10 protein-coding genes and 1 tRNA gene are annotated in these 19,874 nt (G+C 71.3%); 5 read left to right on the top strand and 6 right to left on the bottom strand.

Going from position 1 to position 19,874, the window contains the following annotated elements:
• Positions 1-469: 469 nt before the first annotated feature.
• The 5 genes from AB0G14_RS22775 to AB0G14_RS22755 form a co-directional block, all read right to left on the bottom strand.
• Positions 470-1,648 (bottom strand): hypothetical protein, encoded by a 1,179-nt coding sequence (locus AB0G14_RS22775; protein WP_357700446.1) that lies wholly within the window; start codon positions 1,646-1,648, stop codon positions 470-472.
• Positions 1,649-1,915: 267 nt separating this feature from the next.
• Entirely contained in the window at positions 1,916-4,345 is a 2,430-nt protein-coding gene (locus tag AB0G14_RS22770; RefSeq protein ID WP_357700444.1) for a hypothetical protein, read from the bottom strand.
• A 163-nt stretch (positions 4,346-4,508) separates the two neighbouring features.
• Complete coding sequence (locus tag AB0G14_RS22765) at positions 4,509-7,091, bottom strand: DUF2510 domain-containing protein (RefSeq protein ID WP_357700442.1); 2,583 nt, start codon at positions 7,089-7,091, stop codon at positions 4,509-4,511.
• Positions 7,084-9,162 (bottom strand): DEAD/DEAH box helicase family protein, encoded by a 2,079-nt coding sequence (locus AB0G14_RS22760; protein ID WP_357700440.1) that lies wholly within the window; start codon positions 9,160-9,162, stop codon positions 7,084-7,086. Before AB0G14_RS22760 ends, AB0G14_RS22765 begins: the two co-directional genes overlap by 8 nt.
• On the bottom strand, positions 9,162-9,842 hold the full coding sequence (locus AB0G14_RS22755) for a hypothetical protein (RefSeq protein ID WP_357700438.1): 681 nt from the start codon (positions 9,840-9,842) through the stop codon (positions 9,162-9,164). The genes AB0G14_RS22760 and AB0G14_RS22755 overlap by 1 nt, the downstream gene beginning before the upstream one ends.
• Before the next feature lie 230 nt (positions 9,843-10,072).
• On the opposite strand from AB0G14_RS22755, the gene AB0G14_RS22750 reads away from it, so the two are divergent.
• Complete coding sequence (locus AB0G14_RS22750) at positions 10,073-11,590, top strand: recombinase family protein (RefSeq protein ID WP_357700436.1); 1,518 nt, start codon at positions 10,073-10,075, stop codon at positions 11,588-11,590.
• A gap of 2 nt (positions 11,591-11,592) precedes the next feature.
• Here AB0G14_RS22750 and AB0G14_RS22745 read toward each other — a convergent pair.
• Positions 11,593-11,676 (bottom strand) — tRNA-Leu (locus AB0G14_RS22745).
• A 222-nt stretch (positions 11,677-11,898) separates the two neighbouring features.
• Here AB0G14_RS22745 and AB0G14_RS22740 point away from each other — a divergent pair.
• From AB0G14_RS22740 to AB0G14_RS22725, 4 genes are all read left to right on the top strand, one after another.
• Positions 11,899-14,853, top strand: a complete 2,955-nt coding sequence (locus AB0G14_RS22740; RefSeq protein WP_357700434.1) for a tetratricopeptide repeat protein — start codon at positions 11,899-11,901, stop codon at positions 14,851-14,853.
• A 212-nt stretch (positions 14,854-15,065) separates the two neighbouring features.
• Positions 15,066-17,633 (top strand): fibronectin type III domain-containing protein, encoded by a 2,568-nt coding sequence (locus tag AB0G14_RS22735; RefSeq protein WP_357700496.1) that lies wholly within the window; start codon positions 15,066-15,068, stop codon positions 17,631-17,633.
• Between the two features lie 24 nt (positions 17,634-17,657).
• The gene (locus AB0G14_RS22730; RefSeq protein WP_357700432.1) at positions 17,658-18,653 is read left to right on the top strand and encodes a MoxR family ATPase; all 996 of its coding nucleotides are present in this window, start codon (positions 17,658-17,660) and stop codon (positions 18,651-18,653) included.
• 12 nt (positions 18,654-18,665) lie between these two features.
• Positions 18,666-19,838, top strand: a complete 1,173-nt coding sequence (locus AB0G14_RS22725) for a DUF58 domain-containing protein (RefSeq protein ID WP_357700430.1) — start codon at positions 18,666-18,668, stop codon at positions 19,836-19,838.
• Positions 19,839-19,874 lie beyond the last annotated feature (36 nt).

The following is a 19,874-nucleotide window of genomic DNA, read 5'->3' as shown; positions in this document are numbered from 1 at the left end:
AACGGCTTGGCGGTGGGTGCCAGGACCAGCTGGGCTTCCGGCGAGCCGACCAGCTTATTCATGAACCGAATGGAACGGCTGGTGGGCTTCCAGAGGCGGTCGTCGCGCGGGATGCAGAGACTGCCGAGGATCTGGTACAGCGCCAGGAAGCGAATCTTGAACACGGTAGTCGGTGGCGCTAGATCCGCCCGCGCTGGCGATGTGTGGGGAATCAGCATCGCCTGGAATACCGTGAGCAGCGCATTGCGGCCTGGGTTGGACGAACCGTCAAGACTTTCGGGTCGTAGCGCTCAGCGGACGTCCTCCACGTCGGAGTTGAACTTGTGGGCGTCCAAGTGGCTCACAAACGTGTGGGCCGGATGCCACGCCGGCTGCCTAGTGTGGCGACGAAGTTACCGTACTCCTGGTAGATCGCTGGATGTCTGCTCAGTCGCAGTGCGCTCAGCAACGAATGCGCGGGGACCGCTGATCAGGTGCACCGCTTATCGGCAAGACCGGGCGTCAGCATGGGGAATGCCAGAGCCTCGTCACGTAGCCCTTTCAGCACTTCGACGTTATGCAGCATGACTCCGGGGTTGTGGGTATGGGTCACCTTCAGCCTCGACATCCGATCGAGCACCTCCTCGTCGGTCAGCCGGGCCAGCCACGCTGCGATCTGCTGGTTGCTTGGGGATCCGTCCATCTGGCCGATCAGATCGAGCAGGTCTGTCCGGAGGACTGCCGTGCCCAGGCGCTGTGTGTGGCGATCCGCGGCCGACATCGTCGAACCTATCGACATCGCGTGGCGTTCGTCCTGGTGACCAACGGCGATCTCATAGCGCGTCGGAAGCGCTGGCGCGGGCGGCTCCGTGCCCGTGACGAGGCGCGGCACCGCCTGGGTGCGGACCCAATGAGAGATCTCATCGAGCTCCTGCATCAGCACGGGCCACCGGCTCGTGCCCGGTCGATTGATCCCGATCGTCGGAAACAGGGTGACGGGGACGGTGGTGCCGATCGGGGTCTCCGCGATGACGTCACCGACGCGTAGCGGCTCTTCGGGTCGCGGTGGCAGGTCGCGTACCGAGCGCGGCATCTGGTTGTCCTGGTACATGGCAGCCAAGCGGACCGCGGTGATCGCGGGCGTCCTGTGCTTCGCATGGTTCGTGTGGAGCACCAGTCGAGCCAGAGGGTGCGCCTGAGGATCGCTCTGACGATGGAAGGGCTGCAGGCGTTCGATCCTCCGCACGAGTTCGCTACCAGCTCGAAGCGATGGCGGACGGTCACGGAGTTGCTTCTTCGTCCACTTCTCAAACTTTTCGTATGTGTCCGACGCGGGCACCTCCACGAGCCTGGCCGCCTTCTCGTCGAGCGGCGCACCGTCCAAGAACTCGACCTCGGCGAACAACGCGTGCTCAAGCACGGCCCGCAGTGCCACCAACGCGTCGGCGACCAAAAGTGGCACCTTGCGTGGGATCGGAGCCACGCTGTCCACGACTGTTCGACTGATCGACCCCGCTGGAACCTCGCGCAGGCCGAGCACGCCTTGGGCCTGTGTCTGGTAGGCGAAGAGCAGATCGCCGACCTGTCCAATCAGCTCATCCGCGTGCGACAGCGTCGCTGCGACGCCGAGATGGCGCTCGGGGAGCCAATGGGGCGTCGAGTCCGTCACGCCGCGATTTTACGTGGGTCTTGAAGTCGCGCACCCCTCGTGCAACTCCCCCACCGGCGAGTCGCCCCAGGCTTTACCCGCGAACAGCCCCTGCCAGATGTGCGGCGGGCTGGGAGAACGTCGCGTTCGGCAGAGCCGGTCACCGATGCACCGATAATTTCGCCGGCACCCGTTGCTGCTGTAGCAGGAAACGGCAGGTTGGTGGTCTCTGTCGATCGGCAAGTCCCGCAGCACTCGGCCCCAGGGTCACCGGTTTGCCGGGCGTAGTCAGCGCTGCGTCGGCACTGGCCGAATCGTCCGAAGCGCCTCGATGCCCATCAGTCCCATGTTGGTGACCACGGCGTCCAGTTGCGGGTCGGGACCGGGCAAGCGGTTGTCGTAGGCGGTGGCGACTAGCGCACCGGTGTCGCCGTTGTAGAGCAGGCCGAAGGACCGGTCGAGCTGCCACTGGTGCTTCTTCGCGCTGGCGTACCGCGCCAGCTCCGCGTGGGCGGCTGCAAGGGCGCCGTAGGGCGGATGCGTCATCCATACGAGCACGAAGCTGTCGCCGCGTCGTGTTCCGCCAGGCATGGCGGCGCTATGGGGACGCCCGTCTGCGCGGGTCTGGCCGGCGAGACGCTCACCCAGACCGGCCCACCGTCGTTGCGTAGGGGTGTCTCCGCTCAGAAGAGTGGCCGACATCGCCAGCCATCCCGGTTCTGCCCGAGCGGCGAGGTCGTCAACGAGCTGCAACAGGCCCCGATCCGCCATTAGGCGGGGCTTGTCAGCCGGGGTCCGGCGGTATCCGAGCCGGTGCATGTACCAGGCGTCGAGAGCGTCCGTCCGGCTCGTCAGGAGCTCCAGCTGCTGCTTGCGGTACTTGCGCCGGTCCCTGACCCGGGGCGCGCCAAGCTGTGGGAGCTCGCGATGCACGACATCGGGATCGGGTTCGGCGTACAGCTTCGCGGCGAGGAAGTGCAGATAGAAGTCGAGTTCGTCGACAGCGTGGAACCGTCGTGTGATGTCCGGCTCGGTGCGCCGGCGCAGGTACAACAGCAACTCCGCGGGCCGATCGATGAGTTCGCTGATAATGCGCAGGTCATGCAGCGAGACAGTCCACGGCAGGGCACTGTCGGTCAGCAGGCCGGCGGCGACGAGGTCGCTCGTCACGGTGGCGATGCCGGACAGGTCCTCGAGGCTGACCGCGATGGCGTGCACTTCGCGCACACCACTGAGATCCAACCAGTTCTGGTCGCGTAGGCGCAACCCGCCGTCGTCGAGTATGCGCCGGCGGAGCCGCTCGCTCTGGTTCGCGGCCTCGGTGACGATGCGACGCAGGTCCTGCCGCAGCCGCAGCGGATCCCCAGTCCGCGACTGCGCGCGTAGGGCCACCGCCTTGCTTTCGATGATGATCGCGACGTCGTCGCAGATGAGCAGACCGTCGCCCTCGACTACCTTGGTGTATCGTGCCGGTTCGGTTTCGACGCCTGTGGCCGGGACGAAATACTCCAGCCCAAGGTGCGAGACGCACCCGGGCAGATGCGCCACGATGAGATCAGCTGCTGCCTGCTCGACGTACTGGCCGCGGTGCTTGCTGTAGACGTCCCAGGCGCGCTGATCGAAACGCAGCGCCTCCTCCACCCGCTCGCGAATCGCCGGAATCAGCAGCCCGCCGTGCACGACGACGAAGCTACCGTCGGGATCTCGCAAGATTGGGCGTACCCGCAGCGGAGACCGGCCCTGAAAGAACTCCAGCGCCACCTCGGCCGACGGCCGCTGCACCAGCGGCGTTGTAAACAGGTCGAGCACGGTGCGGACAGTCTCCACATCGACGCCAGCACTGCTGGCGATGGCCTCTTCGGTGAAGGTCGAGCAGGCAGCGGGATTGTCCCAGACCTGAGCCCACAGGTGCCGAGCCTGCGCGACCACCTCAGGTGGCAGGTCACCAGCCGTCGCAGTGTCAGAGTCGGCCAACTGCCTGAACTCGCGCAACGCACCGAAGCGGCCGTGCCAGGCCTCGTCGTGCAGGGCCTGCAAGGCCGAGAACACGTCCCGGATCTGCCTGACCGTGCAGCCCATGACCCTGCGGCAGGCGTCTTGCACGGCTGGCTGGTCGAACAGCGCCGTCAAGGTGTCCTCAACCATGTGACCGTATGCGACGTTACGCACCGCCACCTCGCGCAGCCGTGCGCCGAAGCTCAGGCGTCGCAACGGATCAGCGTCCAGCGCGGAACCGAACATGATCAGCATGGAGCCCACGTCAAAGGCCTCCATGGCGGCGATCTGAATGTCCTCGACAATCTGCTCCGGCCTCATCACCGGCTGGTCCCCGTCGCCTGCTGCGGAGGCAGCACGGCTACCGCGCGCCGCCATGATCAGCGCCACGAGCTCGATCACTGCGGCACTACCTTCGTGTTCGGTCTCTTGGAAGGTTTCCGGGTTAGCCATTGCGTTGTGAAGCCGGACGTACTCGAGAACGTCAAAGGCATCGCACTGCGCGGTCAGCCGCGCGATGCGCTGTACCGCATCAGTGAGCCGCGCACCGGCAAGCGCTGCGGCGGCGTCCAGATCGCCCAGCTCGGCGTACTGCCCGAACCGTTCAAGCCCCTCCAAGGCAAGTCGAATCGGGCGAGGAAGGTCGCGACCTGAGGCCCCGACCTGCTTCGCGCGACGAAGCCTACGGCGCTTCTCCGCCTTCCTGCGCTTCACGCCTGACACACCAAGATCGTACGTCCAGTTGCGCTCGCTGCTTGCCCCCCGGGTCGGCAACGAGCCCTCAATTTGACGCCACGAATACTCCTGGTGACCTTGCAGCACGGGATCCTGCCGGCGTGCCAACCGGCGTAGTTGATCCCACCCTGTCACACATTGGCGAACGGCGTTACGGTCGGTGGATGTGCTCCGTCCAGGCTGCGCCGTCCCACCAGCGCAGCTGCCCCGGCACCTGAGGGTCCGGGTACCAGCCGGCGCCCGGGGCGGCCGCGGCAGAAACCTGCCGGCGGCCGAGCAGCCGCCCCAGCACGCCTGAGCGTCGTTCGGAAGCCGCAGTGTTGGCGGCCGACGGGGCCGCAGGTGGCGGTGCGGACGGTTGTCTCGGTGGGGCTTGGGCAGGTTGCGCCACAGGAGCCGCAGGCGCCGGGGTTGGCCGTTGCTCCGGGGCGGGTCGGGGCGGTGCTGCGTGGCCGGTGAACGCCTGGAACCTCCCAAGCGGAGCCGTCTGCGCGGGCGGCGAAGCCGAAACCGGTGGCCGCACCGAAGTGTTCGCCGACTCCATGCCGCCGACCTTTTCCGGGGCTCGCCCTGCAGTGGTCGCGGTCGGACGGACGGTGTCGAGTCCTGCACGGACCTGCCGGACGACAGCGGCGAATCGGTCGAAGGTGACGGTGTCGGGCCAGGTGAGCCGGGCAGCGCCGAACTCCTCCGGAGTCGGCAGCCGGTCGAGCGCCTCCTCGAGCTGGACGAATCGGGGGGCCTCGGCGGCCAGCCTGCGGAAGCCAAACGAGAGGTGGTAAGCCTCGAAGTCCTCAGCCGCGCGGCTGTTGGGGACGTGCCGGCCACCGAGGGCGGTGAAGACCTGATTTTGGAACGCCGCCCGGTCGTAGGGCATCAGCTGCACGCGAGTCTGCTCGACCGGTGCCCTTTCGCCGACGGCAGCGTAGAGCGCGGCGAGGTCCCCGCCGAACCACGCATTGGCGACCGGTGCCCCGAGGGTGGCGAACTGCTTGATGGTAGGGAGCTTGCCGCGGCGGGCGACGGCAAGGTTCACCTGGCGGGCGAGCTCGCGCAGCGGCTCCTCCCAGGCGCGGTTCAGCGCAGTCTCCAGGTTCTGGGCGGCCCATGCGCGGCGGTGCGTGGTGACGATGTCGCGGAGGATCTCGAATCCGTCGCGGCGAACGGCCCCGCCCATCGACATCGTGATGGTGACGCCGGGGCCTGCTTCGAGGACGCGGCGGTCTGCCCACAGTTCCTGCGGGGGTCCCAGCCGCCGCTGCGCGGCGCGGAGGTCAGCGAACAGTTGCGTGTCGACCGGTGTGTCGGCGGCGGCGAGGGCCTTTACGTCGCGGCTGTAGTACTCGGCTGCGCCGTCGATGTCGGTGCGGGAGTACGGCCCTTGGCAGAAGTACCAGCAGGTGAGCGCGATGTTGTTCCAGAAGGTTAGAGCGGGGCCGAACGCGGCGACCATCGCCGCGTGTGGAAACAGCATCGAGACAATGCGGTCGGGGTAGCGCGGAACACACGCGCCGCCCCACAGGGCGTCGATGTCGGCGAGCGCTGCCGGGGGCAGAACTCGCTCGAGATCGGGGCGGGTGAACGGCACGTCCTCGCCGAAGCCGCGGCCCAACGCCAGGTCCGGTGGTGCCGGCATGCCGGAGGCCTGCCGCGCGTGGACGGTGTCGATCGCGGACCAGTAGCGGCGGAGGACGTCGAGGCGGCGCTGGATGGGCGAACGGATTTCGTCGGTGCCGAGGTAGCTGGCGAGGATCTTCGCGACCTCCTCGACTGGCAGGTTCTTCTCGGCGGCGACCTGCTCGACCTTCGCTGAGGCCTGCACGTACAGTCGCGGCTCGGGCAGAGCGGTGGTGATCTCCTCGCCCGCGGCTACCGCCTCGCCGAGGTAGTCCAGCAGCGCCAGCCAGTTGCCGCCGAAGTAGGCGGCGGCCGCTGGTTGCAGCGCCTTTGTCAGCACCGCGCGTGCGGTAGGCGCGTCCTTGTTCGCCTTCGCGTAGTACCGGCGAACCAGCGGCCGGAGCACCTCGGCGCGCCAGCGGCGCACTGTCTGCCGGCCAGCGACGTCGCGGAGCGCGTCGAGCAGCGCTACCTTCGTCGCGGTCTGCTCCGCGGTCGGGAGCTGTGACCAGCCGTTGCCCGGACGCATCCGAGCCAGTGCGGAGTGCACATGCTCGCTCGTGAGGCCGAGCGCGGTGTAGGAGACATCGACCGTAGCCCAGGCCGCGTCCCGGGCGGCGGGCTCGTGCGCGCCGGCGTCGGGGCCGCGCAGGATCAGTGGTGCGTAGAGGGTGTTGGCGAACGGGATAAGCAGCGCCCAGCTGGCCAGCGCGTCCGGACTGCCGCTGAACTCGACGCGTACGGCGTCGGTCGCCGCGGTGTTCATCGCCCACCGCGGCTCGATAGCGTAGTAAGCGGGGAGGTTGACCGTTCCCGGCTTGATCGGCGCGGACTCCGGCAGCCACCACGCGCCCACGGTCTGTTGCGTGGCGAGATCGAACCCCCCCTTGAGCGCCGCACGGGCCGAGGCGGGAACGTGCCGAAGCGTAAGTGCCGTGGTGGCTCCGGCGGCGGTCACCCGCACGGGCGGCTTGCCTGCGAACGCCGCAGCGGTGACCGCCGCCAGCAGCTCGTCCACCGCGGCGAACCGCTTGCCGGCACCGGCCTCGTCCTCGACGGCCAGCCACTCCTCCGCGTCGGTGGTCGCGGCCAGTCGGCGCCCCAGGCTGTCAGTCACGCATGCCTCGCATCACCTCGACGTACTGCTCAAACGTCACCGGGTCGGCGGTGCTGGCCGCGTAGGCGGCGTACCGGGCAGCCAGCGCCTCCCGTTCACGTTCCGCGCGGCGAGTCTCGACCCGGTCGGCGTCGTACACCACGCGGCTGGCGATCTCGCCTCGCTCGAACAGCACGAAGGCGTCCATCCGGGCGGCCTCGTCACCGCCGGTAGTGCCGGGCAACGGCGGCCGGGTGCCGCCCGGGAGGGCGTCAAGCTTCGCATCACCAGTGACCGGGTCCATGTCGTTCTCGGCGTAAAGGGTGTCCAGATGCTCGTCGAGACCAAGTTCAGCGTGCAGCACGACGTCGAGGAACTGCTGCTCCGGGCCGACCCGGCCGATCAGCGCCGGGTGGAGCAGCACCCGGATCCCGCGGCCGATGAACTGGTAGAACTCGCTGAAGCTGCCGTACGGGCGCATCGGGACGACAACGCAGATCGGCGGGAAATCGTAGCCCTGGCCGAGCATCCTCAACTGCACGACCGCGTCCAGGTCGCCGGCATCGGACTCGAACCGCTCACGAACCCGCTTGATCTGGGCGTCGGTCATCGAGTGGTGCAACACGTCGCAGGCGATGCCGTGCTCATTGGCAATGCGGGAAATCTGCTCGGCGTGCGCCTGACCCATCGCCGCGAACAACACCCTCGGCTTGACCGGGAACAGCAGCTCCCGCTGAGCGTCCAGCGCGCTGGCCACCGCCCGCATGACCTGGCGGATGGGTTCGGTGGACCGCGCGGTAATCCGCGACAGCTTGCGTTCGTCTCCGAGGACGGCGAGCAGCGCGTCCCGGCCGACGATCTCCTCCCGGCGCCCGCCCGGCCACACCAGCTCGTAGGTGGTCACTGCGGTGTCGGGGACGAAAGGCAGCACCCGCAGGTTCTTTGCGTTGCCGTCGGCGATGGAGTCGATCAGCCGGTAGCGGTAGACGACGTCGGCATCGATCGGTTTACCGTCCAGACGTGTAAAGCAGGCGCTCATCAGCAGCGACCGGGCACCAGCGAAGTGTGAGAACAGTCGCTGGTAGGACTCTGCGGCGGCGATGTGCGCCTCGTCGACGACAATCATGTCCACGTCACCGGGGGTAAGCTTGGCCAGCAGGTCGTCGGGGTCGCCGCCCGTGCCCAGGGAGTGGAAGTTGGTCACGATCACGTCGGCGGCGAGCAACTGCTCTCGCGTGACGCGCCGGATGCCGCCGGTGTCCCGGTCAAGTACCCGCACTACCGGCGGGCGGCGGCCGGGGATAAGCGGGCCGCCGGGGAGTCCGTAGAGAGCGTTGCCGGGCGCCTGGTGGTCGAAGGCGCGGTCGAACGTGCCCCGGATGACATTGCCCGGCGTGACGACCAGCGCGCGCCGCCGGCTGAACGCTAGGGCCGCGACCACGCCGAGGACGGTCTTGCCGGCACCGACACTCATCACGCAGGCGGCCTTCGTGCCACCGGAGCCGTAGTAGTTGCCGAGCGCGGCGAACGCTTGCTTCTGACACTCCCGCAGCGTGCGGACCTCGATGGCGGAACGGACGCCGACGAAGTACCCGGAGGACGTCGGCGATGCGGCACGCGGGGACGGTGCCAACGCCCAGATCGGGTCGGGGGCCATGTCGGGCGCCTCCACATGGGGATCGGGAGAGACGAGGAGAGCAAGTGCGGGGTCGCGGGTGAGTAGCGCTTGAAGCTGAGCGACGCAGCGGGCGGTGCCGCTGCGGATCGCATCGTAAGAGAATCGGACGACGGCACGGCCGGTGGCCATCAGGTCGTTCTGCCGGAGCCGGTCGTATGTGAATGCCGCACGGGTGCCATGCACGGTGAAGCCGTCGAGCTCGACAGCGACAGTCAGCTCATCCCCGCGGATCTCGTAGTCCAAGCGATAGGTGCGTCCGTCGACGGTGACCTCGGCCTGCGGGCGGAGGCGAGCGACGATCGCCTGCGATGCGGCCGGCGTGAGTACCCACCGCAGGAACGCCCACTCGAGGAACGAGTCGCTAGGCAGCACGTCCGCCAGCGACGTGACCTTGCCCGCCTGAGCGGGGATCATCAGCTCTTGTCCTCCGCAGCGAACGCAGCACACCGCTCCCGTGCCCGCCGGGCCGATGGAGTGTCGCCATTGTCGAACCGATCCGCGAGCTCAAGCACCCGAGCTGCGTCGCCGAGCGCCCCCTCGGTGAGATAGAGGTCAAGAAGCGTCCGAAATGCTGTGATGCTGACGAACCGGAGCCCTCCCTCACGGTGCTCATAGGTGACCGCGTCGGGGCAAGCCTGGATCAGCTGAAGGTCCAGCTGGCACAGTCGTTCCAGCTCGACGAATGCCTGCGGCCCTTCGGCGCGACGTGACCACAGGAGAGAAATGACCTCCTGGATTGCGAAGTGATAGTCAGCGGGTTCACCGGGTAAGGCGAGAGCTTCGGCGAGGGTGCGCAACAGTCGGTTCGTTGTCGCCTTACGGGAATCATCGAGACGGTGAGCACCAGCAGGGGCCTGACTGGTGGTTCCGTTCGGCAGCGGCCAACTCAGCGATGGCGGCATGTCCGGCCAGCGGTTCACGGTCGGGCGCACCTTGCGCTGCCTGAGCTTGGACACATCCAGCCCCGATGGCGGGGAATAGTGGACGCCTGGCACATCTGCGAAGCGTGGGAACCACAGTGGCACCTGTGAGTTCATCTGACGCCCTTCCTTGCAACGGCGCCCGAACGCGGCGCCGCGTTGCTGAACCAGCACGTAACGTACCGACGGTCGGCTATGTTGTCACGCTGCCCCGCCCCGGCGAAGCCCCCTCATCCAACAGCTGGGCTGGCCGTCAGACCGTGCCTAGATCGCTGTTCGTCAGCCGACCGGCCGGAGGCAGGCTATACCACCCGAAAGGGTGACAGAGATGCGCGAAACGAGCGTTCCTCCTACTCTGGACGTGGGAACCATGACGGGGTAGATGTGCCGATCGTGGAGGTCCTATGGCGACGAGGACGACGGCTGAACCGGGACGGAGCACTCTTTCGTCCTGGGCTGCCGCGCAGCGGAAGCTGCGGCCACAACGGTTCACCCGGCCCCCGGATGGACTGCGCTTCGCGTTCTATGGACGGATGTCCACCATCGACTTCCAGGATCGGGCGTCGTCGTGCCGGTGGCAGCGCGACTACGCCGAGGACTTGGTCGCCGGTCATGGCTGGATCGTGGTGGAGTTCTTCGACGAGGGCGTCTCCCGCCGGGTGCCCTGGCCGGACCGGCCGCAGGCGGCACGGCTGCTCGCCGCGGTGACGGATCCGGCGCGCGGGTTCGACGCGATCGTCGTCGGGGAGTACGAGCGCGCCTTCCACGGCCAGCAGCTTGAACAGTTGACTCCCACCTTGCTCAGGCATGGCGTGCAGCTGTGGTTGCCGGAGACCTACGGTCCGGTGGACTTCGACAACCCGCGGCAGGTGGCGTTGCTGGACTTGCTCGGCGTGCACTCCCAGCGGGAGGTGTCCCGAGCCCGGCATCGCACGACCGCAGCCATGCGCGCTCAGGCAGAGTTGCAGGGCCGGCATCTCGGCGGCCGTCCGCCTTACGGCTACCGGCTCTCCGACGCCGGCCCTCACCCGAACCGCGCCCACGCCGCCTGGGGACGCCGCCTGCACCGCCTGGAACCCGACCCCGCCAGCGCACCCCATGTTCGGTGGATATTCGAGCAGCGGCTTGCCGGCCGGAGCGTGGCCAGCATCGCCCGCGCCCTCAACGACACCGGCGTCCCCTGCCCATCCGGCGCCGACCCAGCGCGTAACCCCCACCGCAGCGGCCGCCAGTGGATGCTCACCACTGTCGCGGCGATCCTGGCCAACCCTCGTTACACCGGCCGGCAGGTCTGGAACCGTCAACGCACCGACCGTGATGCCGTCCCTGACAAGGGAACGTTCGATCGACACCACGAGATCCAGCGGTGGAGCGCCTCCACTGACTGGGTCATTTCCCGCGAGATCGCGCATACTCCGCTGGTCAGCGAAGAACACTTCGTCGCCGTCCAGGCGATCCATACCGCGCCGACCCCAGCCGACGGCATCCCCCGCTACTACGTGTTGGCCGGAGTGATCTGCTGCGGGGTGTGCGGCCGAATCATGGACTCTCACTGGGTCCACGACCGCGCCGGCTACCGATGCCGACACGGCAACACCAGCGCCCGACCTACCTCATCGAGGCGACAGAAGACCCTCTACGTCCGAGAAGACCATCTCCTGGACAGAATTCGACACGACAGTTGCCTGCGTCGGCACCACCCGGCGATGCGCGACCAGGATCCAGACAACGTCGCTGGCTACCTACGGCTCCACGACATGATCATCGTGTGCGACCACGACACCTGGACCGTCGAAACTGACACGGCGGTCTTCCCGCTCACCGCCCCGACGAGCGTCCTGACCCAGACAGCGAAAATCCCCACCCAACGGGACGGGTTCCCCACGAAACGTGAAGAGAAATCACGCTTCGTGGGGAAATAATGTGTCCGAGGGGGGACTTGAACCCCCACGCCCTATACGGGCACTAGCACCTCAAGCTAGCGCGTCTGCCATTCCGCCACCCGGACTTACTCGTCCAGCCTACCGCGCCGACCTGGGGGATCTCATCACCCGCAGGCCGCTCTGGCGGGCCGCACGAGGAGTTACTGTACACGCCCCGGGTGGATCATGCACATCGGCTTCCGGCCGGTGCGTCCGTGCAGGTCGGGCCGGTCCACGACGCGGGACGACCGACGCCGACCGGCGGGCCCGGGTAGCGTCCGGCGGGTCCGACCCGGCAGCATGACCACGTGTCCCATCCCTCTCCCCTGGCCGCCGTCCAGCACCGGGCCCTCGCCCTGCGCGCCGCGGGCGATCTCACCGCCGCCCGCCGGTTGCTCGCCGACGCCGTCGGATCCGCCCGGCCGCCGTACGGCGAGGATCACCCGGATGTGCTGAGCACCGCGCACCTGCTGGCCCGCCTGCACCGGGAGGCGGACGACCCGGGCACTGCCCGTCGGACACTGGAGGAGGCGTACGCCGCCGGCGAGCGACGCTGGCCGCCCGCCGACCCGCTGATGCTGGCGCTCTCCTTCGAGTTGGCCTCGGTGGCGCATGAGTTGGGCAACCGGCACGAGGCCCGCCGCAACTACCGCCTCGTCGCCTCCCTGGGCCCCGCCGTGCTCGGTGTCGACCACCCGGCCGTACGCACGGCCCGGCAGTATCTCGGCGATGCCGCTCCCGCCCCTCAGCAGGCCGCGCCGGGCCCGCGGCCGGACCTGTCGGCCCTGTCGGAGCCGACCATCTCGCTGGCCGCCCTCTCCACCGCGTGGCGGCCCCACGAGCCGACCGCGATCCCCCAGCCACCCCGGTTTCCGGCCGCACAGCCCCCGACGGTGCAGCCTCCGCCCGCGTCGCAGGTGACCGCTGGCCCAGCCACGGCGCCGCCCGCTTCGCCGTACCACCGGCCGATCCCGCCGCCGCCCACCGTTCCGGCTCCGCCGGGTCCGGCTCGGGCCACCGCCACCCCGCCGCCCGCGCCGCCGTACCCGCCACACACCGGCGCCGCGCCGGTGCCGTACCAGCCGCCGGCCCAGCCCTACCCGGGTCCGCCGCATGCCGGCCGTGTGCCGCCCCCGCCGGTGGTGCCCGCGCCGCCGCACGCCACCCCGGTGCCGCCTCCCCCGGCGGTGCCCGTCCCGCCGCACACCGGCGCCGCCCCGGTTCCGCCCCCGCCGGTGGTGCCCAGCCCGCCGCACAGCGGATGGGCTCCCCCGGCCCCGCCCGTCGTGCCGAACCCGCCGCACGCCGCCCGGGTGCCGGCTCCGCCCGTACCGCCGCACGCCGCCGCGACCGGACAGGCCACTCCGCACGCCGTTCCGGCGCAACAGATCCCGCCGCCTCCGGCGGTACCGCCGCACCACGCCAGCGGTACAGCAGCGCCGCCGCAGTCTCCGTGGGCCCCTGCCCCTGCCCCCGCGCAGCCGTCCGTGGCGCATGGTCCGTCGGCGCCCGCGCCGCAGAGCCCGCCTCATCCCGCCGCACCGGCGGCCGAGGGCACCTCGCCGTCCGCCAGGACGATCCCGCCACCGCCGCCGGTCCCGCCGCACGTGGCGCACGCCCTCTCGTCTCCCCCGCCTGCGGCGACGACCGCGGCGTCGGGCCCGCGACACGCGGCGCCTCCCGCCCCCGCCGCCGTGTCGGTGCCGCCCACGCCGCCCGCCGGCGCGCCGTCGCGGCCGGGCCCCGCCGTGCCACCGCGGCAGCGGACGGCCCACGGGGTGACGGCCGACGCCACGCCCTCCACGGCACCGGAACCCACCGCCGAACCGGCCGCGTCCCCGGCATCCGGCGGTCGGCCGACCGCGGCACCGACGTCCGGCGACAGGACGCCGACACCCCCCACCCCGCCGTCGGTCCCCACCGCCCAGACGTCGGCCCCGGCCGCCGCACGCCCGGCGCCCGACGCCGAGGCACCGCGTCCGGCCGTGCCGGACGACGCGGCGTCGGCCGGGCCGGAGGCGCCGGAACAGTCGACGCGCGGGCCCAGGTGGGACAACCCCACGATCCAGGTACGGCAGATCGAGCCCCTGCTCGCCGAGGAGGCCGCCCGCACCGCCAACGCGAAGCAGGCCGAGGCCGCTGCGGCCACGCCGGCCACCACCGCGCCACCCGGTACGTCGGAGGCCGCCCCCGCCTCACCCGGGACGTCCGAAGTCGCCGCCACGGCCCCGCACCCGCCTGCGCCGACGGCACCGGTCAGCGCACCACCGGTGAGCGCACCACCTGCGCCACAGGTCGCCGTGCCGCCCGCGCCCCCGGTCAGCGCGCCACCGATCAGCGCACCACCGGTGAGCGCACCACCTGCGCCACAGGTCGCCGTGCCGCCCGCGCCCCCGGTCAGCGCGCCACCGATCAGCGGACCGCCGGTCAGCGCGCCTCCCGGGTACCCGCCCGTCAGCGCACCGCCGCAGCCCTCGCCTCCCGTGAGCGGGGCGCCGGCGCCGCCGTGGAGCATGACCGCGCCGCCGTGGAGCAGCACGGCTCCCCCGCAGGCGCTGACCGAGCCGGCGGCCACCGGGAGCGACCGCGACCAGGACGTCGAGGACGAGCCGGACCAGGAACCCGCGCTGGAGCGGAAGCCGGGCCGGGGGCAGGGGACCGGAGAGCAGGCGCCGGCGTACCTCGACATCGACGAGACGTTCCCCATGAAGGAGGTGCCGTCGCCGTCCACCGTGCCCGGGCCGGCCCACCAGGTGCTGGCCTTCCCGCCGCCGGCGGCGTACCCGATGGTCGCGGGGCCCGAGGAGCGCGGCCGGAGCCGGACGGCGGTGGTCGTCGCCGTGGTCGTCGCGGTCCTGGCCCTGGCGGCGCTCGTCGGGGTGGGCGTGCTGGTGCTCAGCCGGGAGGCGGCGCCGCCCGCGGGGCCCGCCACACCGGCCGCGTCGACGACCGCGACGGCCTCGCCGAACGCGGCCGGCCCGCCGCCGGGTGACCTGGCGCTGCGGGACGACTCGGCGACGATCACCCTGAGCTGGACGGACCCGGCGCGCGGCGGCGTGCCGTTCATGGTGGCCGGCGGCCGGGCCGGGCAGAAGCTGGGCGTGATGGCCACGGTGGACCCCGGCCAGACCAGCTACACGGTCAACGGGCTCAACTCGCGGGTGGACTACTGCTTCACCGTGCTGGCGGTCTACTCGACGGACTCGTTCGCCACGTCGGGGCAGGTCTGCACCGAGCGGGAGGGCGACACGCCGGCGACCTGAGGCTGACCCCCGGCGCGGCGCGCACGCTCGGTGTCCACAGCGGGACAGCGCGGGTTCCCCCGCCCCCGGCCGGGCCATATGATGGCACCCGGCTCAGGGGAGGGTCGCCGGTCAGGGCGCGCCACCTGCCAGGACGACACGGGAGGCAGCCGGTAGTGGCCACCATCGACGACGCCGCGAACGCCGGCGGTCCGCGTGCCCGCTCCCGCCGGATGCGGGGCGGTCTGGTCACCATCGGAACGGTGGGGGCGCTGCTGGCCGCGATGGGGCTGACCGTCCTCGGTCTCGGCGCGGCGGACAACGCGGTGGCGAGCTACGACGCGAGTTCCTGGCTGTGGAGCACCGCCCGCAGCGAGATGGCCCGGGTCAACGGGGTCACCGCGCGGGTCGACACCCGGGTCGAGATCCCGGCCGCCCGCCGGCACCCGATGCAGGTCACCCAGACCGACCGGCTGCTGATCCTGCGGGACCTGAACACCGGCCAGGTCAGCTCGCTGGACCTGGCCACCCTGCAGATCACCGCGACCACCCGTACCACCCCGGGCCTCGGGGTCAGCGTCGCCCTGCACGAGGACGCGGCGTTCGTCGTCGACGCCGTGCAGGGCATCGTCCGGCAGCTCGACCCGCGGTCCCTGACGCCGGTCGGCGAGCCCGTGCGCTACCCGCCGGGCATCACCGGCGGGTCCTTCGACGGCGAGGGCCGGCTCTGGATCGCGGTGCCCAGCGAGGGCACCGTCTCGGCGATCACCGCCGCCGCGCTGCCCTCCGCGCCCGCCTCGGCCGCCGCCGGGGCCGGCCTCAGCCCGAAGCAGATCGAGACGTACGACATCGCGGAGGCCAGTCACGAGCTGGTGGTCTCCACCCTGGACGACGGCGTCGCGGTGCTCGACCGCACCGCCGGCGCGCTGGTCACCGTGCAGCGGGGCCAGGTCCGTCCGACGTCGCTGACGATGAGCGCCCCGGGCACGCTGCCCGCGCGGACCAGCGGGCCGGCGGTGCCGGTCACGGTGCCCGGCGAGCGGCGGGTGCACGTGGTCGGTGCTGGCGGCGAGGTGCGCACGTTCACCGTGCCGGGCACGGGCGACCGGCTCAGCCCGGCGGTGGCGTGGGCCGGCCGGTTCTACTGCGCCGACGAGGCGTCGGGCACGATCTACGCCTTCGATGCGAACGGCCAACTGGTCGACACCATCCGCGGCAAGGGGACGGGGCCGCTGGAGCTGGAGGTGCGGGAGAACCACCTCTTCGTCAACGCCCCCGACTCGGCGACCGCCCGGGTGGTGGACGACAAGCACCAGGTCCGCGAGGTCGACAAGTACGCCAACGACGTGCTCGGCGGCGACCCGCCGCCTGCTCCCCTGCCGCCGCCCCCGCCGAAGAAGCCCAAGGTCGGCAAGCCGGGCGCGCCGCGCAGCGTGACCGCCGCCGCCGGCAACGCGCAGGCCCGGGTGAGCTGGCGGCCGGCCCCGATCAACGGCGCGGAGATCACCCGGTACGTGGTGGAGGGCGCCGGCCAGCGGGTGCAGGTGGGCGCCAACCAGCGGGCCGTGGAGATCAAGGGCCTGACCAACGGCGAGACGTACCGGTTCTCGGTGCACGCGGTCAACGCCAAGGGCGACGGCCCGGCGCGGACCAGCAACCCGGTGACCCCGACCGCCGCGGTGCCCGACCCGCCGGCCAGCGTCACCGGCCAGGAACGGCCGGACGGCACGGTGCTGGTGCGCTGGCCGGCGGCCAACGGTCAGGGCAACACCATCGCGAAGTACGTGGTCACGGCCACCTCGGCGGGCACCAACGCGCCGGCCGGTGAGTCCCGCAAGACGGAGCTGGTGGTACCGGCCGGTGAGCTGGAGTACGGCACGCAGTACGCGTTCACCGTCGTCGCCGTCAACGACCGGGGCGCCGGCTCGGCGGCCTCCCCGGTGAGCAACACCGTCGTACCGTACGCGGCGCCGGACCGGCCCGCCGACCTGCGGGCGACCACGGTCGCCGACCGGCCGGGCACGGTCGCGGTGCAGTGGTCGCCGGCCGGGGCGAACGGCCGCCCGGTGACGAAGTACCTGGTGGACGTGGGTGGGCGCACCAGCGAGGTGACCGACACCCGGGCCACCGTGGACGGGCTGGGCAACGGCCAGAACGTCACCGTGAAGGTGAAGGCGGTCAACGAGGCCGGTCCCGGCCCGGAGGCCACCGCCACCGCCCGCACGGTGGCCGAGCCTCGCATCACCGTGACCGGCTCGTCGGCGACCGCCACCTCGGCGACGGTCACGTTCACCGTCGACGCCGGCGGCGGCAAGGCCACCTGCTCGCTGAGCACGAACGGCGAGCCGACGAAGACCGGGAACTGCTCCGGCATCACGATGACGGGCCTGACCCCGGGCACGGCGTACACCTTCACGGTGACCGCGAGCAACGCCGCCGGCAAGGGCACCGCCAGTCGCGCCCAGACCACCGCCGCCCTCTACGGGATCGCCACCTGCAACAACGGCCCCGACGGCGACCAGCAGACGTACTGCAACTCCGACGTCGACGGCCGCAACGGCAACGAGATCTTCTCTGTCCCCCGGCAGGACAACAACCGGCAGGTCGGCTGGGCGGAGCCCGGCACCCGGCTCAAGGCGTACTGCAAGAAGTCAGGCGAGAACGTCGACTCCTGGATCTACAACAACCAGAAGCAGAGCACCTGGTGGGTGCAGGTCGACTACAAGGGGCGCAACTACATCCCCTGGGCCTGGCTCAACCTCGAGGGCGGCGACAACATCAACGTCCTGCCCACCTGCTGACCCACCAGGCAAGGAGCACCACCCGTGAACACCCACGAGCCGCTCACCCAGCCGGAGGTGCAGGGCTTCGCCGCCCTCGCCGCCCGGCTGGCCGAGAACGTCAACGCGGTCGTGCTGGGTAAGCCACAGGTGGTCCGGTTGGCGCTCACCGCGCTCTTCGCCCAGGGGCACGTGCTGCTGGAGGACGTGCCTGGGGTCGGCAAGACCACCCTGGCCCGCGCCATCGCCGCCACCGTCAAGGGGCAGTGGCGGCGCATCCAGTTCACCCCCGACCTGCTTCCCTCGGACGTGTCCGGGGTGACCATCTTCAACCAGGCCACCCGGGGCTTCGAGTTCCACCCGGGACCGGTGTTCGCCAACATCGTCATCGCCGACGAGATCAACCGGGCCTCGCCGAAGACGCAGTCGGCGCTGCTGGAGGTGATGGAGGAACGCACCGTCACCGTCGACGGCGTCCGGCACCCGGTGCCGCAACCGTTCCTGGTGGTGGCCACCCAGAACCCGGTGGAGATGGACGGCACCTACCGGCTGCCCGAGGCCCAGCTCGACCGGTTCCTGGTCAAGCTCTCCGTCGGCTACCCCGACGAGGCGGTCGAGGTGGAGGTGCTGCGCGGCGCGACGGTCCGCTCCCCCGAGGCGCTCACCGCGGTCACCGACACGGCCACCGTCGGGGAGATGGTCCGCATGGCCCGCCGGGTCCACATCGCCGAGCCGCTCTACACGTACGCGGTGCGGCTGGCCGCGGCCACCCGCGCCCACCCGCAGGTGCGCGTCGGGGTCAGCCCCCGGGGCGTGATCGCCCTGACCAGGGCGGCGTGCGCGTACGCGCTGATCGACGGGCGCGGCTGGATCATGCCGGAGGACCTCAAGGCGCTGACCGAGCCGGTCTTCGCGCACCGGCTGCTGCTCACCCCGGACGCGCAGGTGCGCGGAGTGACCGCCGCCGAGGTGCTGCGCCAGGCGGTCGCCTCGGTGCCGGTGCCGCTTCCATCGGGCCAGCCCGCCCCGGTCCAGGGCTGACCGGCAACGCCGGTGTCCGCGCTCACCGCCCGAGGCGTCGGGCTGCTCGTCGCCGCCGTCGTGCTGCTCGGCGCCGGCTTCCGCTTCGCGTACCCCGAGCTGACGCTGCTCGGCGCGGCGGCCGGCACCGCCGTGGGCTACGCCCTGGCGACCGCGGCCTGGCGGCCCCGGCTGGAGGTGACCCGCAGCGCGGACCCCGACCGGGTGGCGCGGGGCGAGCCGGCCGCGATGACGCTGACCGTACGCAACGCCGGCCGGCTGCCGGCGGCGAGCCTGGTGGCCGAGGACCGGTGCGGGAACCGGTCGATCCCGGTGCCGCTGCTGCGGCTGCGACCGGGCCGCGACACCACGGTCCGCTACGACGTGCCGACCTCCCGCCGCGGCGTGGTGCCGGTCGGGCCGCTGCGGGTGACCCGGCGCGACCCGCTGGGCCTGGTGGCGCTGGCCCGCCCGTACGGCGGCACGGTGCCGGTCTGGGTGCACCCGCGCATCCATCCGCTGCACGCGGTGCCCACCGGGGCGGGACGCAGCCTGGACGGCCGGGTGGACAAGGTGCCGCACGGGTCGATCACCTTCGACTCGCTGCGCGAGTACGTGGTCGGCGACGAGCTGCGCCGGGTGCACTGGCGCACCAGCGCACGCGTCGGCGAGCTGATGGTGCGGGAGAACGTCGACACCAGCCTGCCCCGGATCGTGGTGCTGCTGGACAACCGGGCGGTCGCCCACCCGCAGCGGGTCGACGGGGTGGCCGAGTCGTTCGAGTCGGCGTGCGAGGCCGCCGCCTCGGTGGTGACCGCCGCGGTCCGCGAGGACCTGCCGGTGGTGCTGCTGACGGTCGCCCCGGAACCGTCCGGGTCGGACACCACGGGCGACGGGACGGGGCACGGCGGCGGGCCGCTGGACCGGCTCGCGGCGGCACAACTCGCCGCCGACGACGTCCTCCAGCCCGCCACCGCCCGGCTGCGGCGGGAACGGCTCGGCGACACGTTCGTCTTCCTCACCGGTCCGGGCGGCCGGGGCGACCTGGGCGCGGTGGGCGCGCTGCGGGCCGCGTACCCGTCGGTGGTGGTGGGGATCTTCGGGGCGGCGGAGCCGGCGCCGTCGGACACGGCCGGCCTGGTGGTGATCGACGCCCCGGACGGCGCCGCGTTCGCCGCCGAGTGGGACGGGGTGCGCAGGTGGTGAGGGCTACCGGCGGAGTCCGCGCCGGCACGGCGCCGC

This window comes from Micromonospora sp. NPDC023814 (assembly GCF_040639595.1).
In the GTDB taxonomy this organism is placed as follows: Bacteria; Actinomycetota; Actinomycetes; order Mycobacteriales; family Micromonosporaceae; genus Micromonospora.
Note: the sequence above shows the minus strand (reverse complement) of the source record. Positions and strands in the feature narration are given on the sequence as shown.

Coding starts and splice junctions, on each gene's coding strand:
- AB0G14_RS22760 (WP_357700440.1), bottom strand. CDS start 9,162: ATGATCCCCGCTCAGGCGGGCAAGGTCACGTCGCTGGCGGACGTGCTG.
- AB0G14_RS22735 (WP_357700496.1), top strand. CDS start 15,066: ATGCGGGGCGGTCTGGTCACCATCGGAACGGTGGGGGCGCTGCTGGCC.
- AB0G14_RS22750 (WP_357700436.1), top strand. CDS start 10,073: ATGGCGACGAGGACGACGGCTGAACCGGGACGGAGCACTCTTTCGTCC.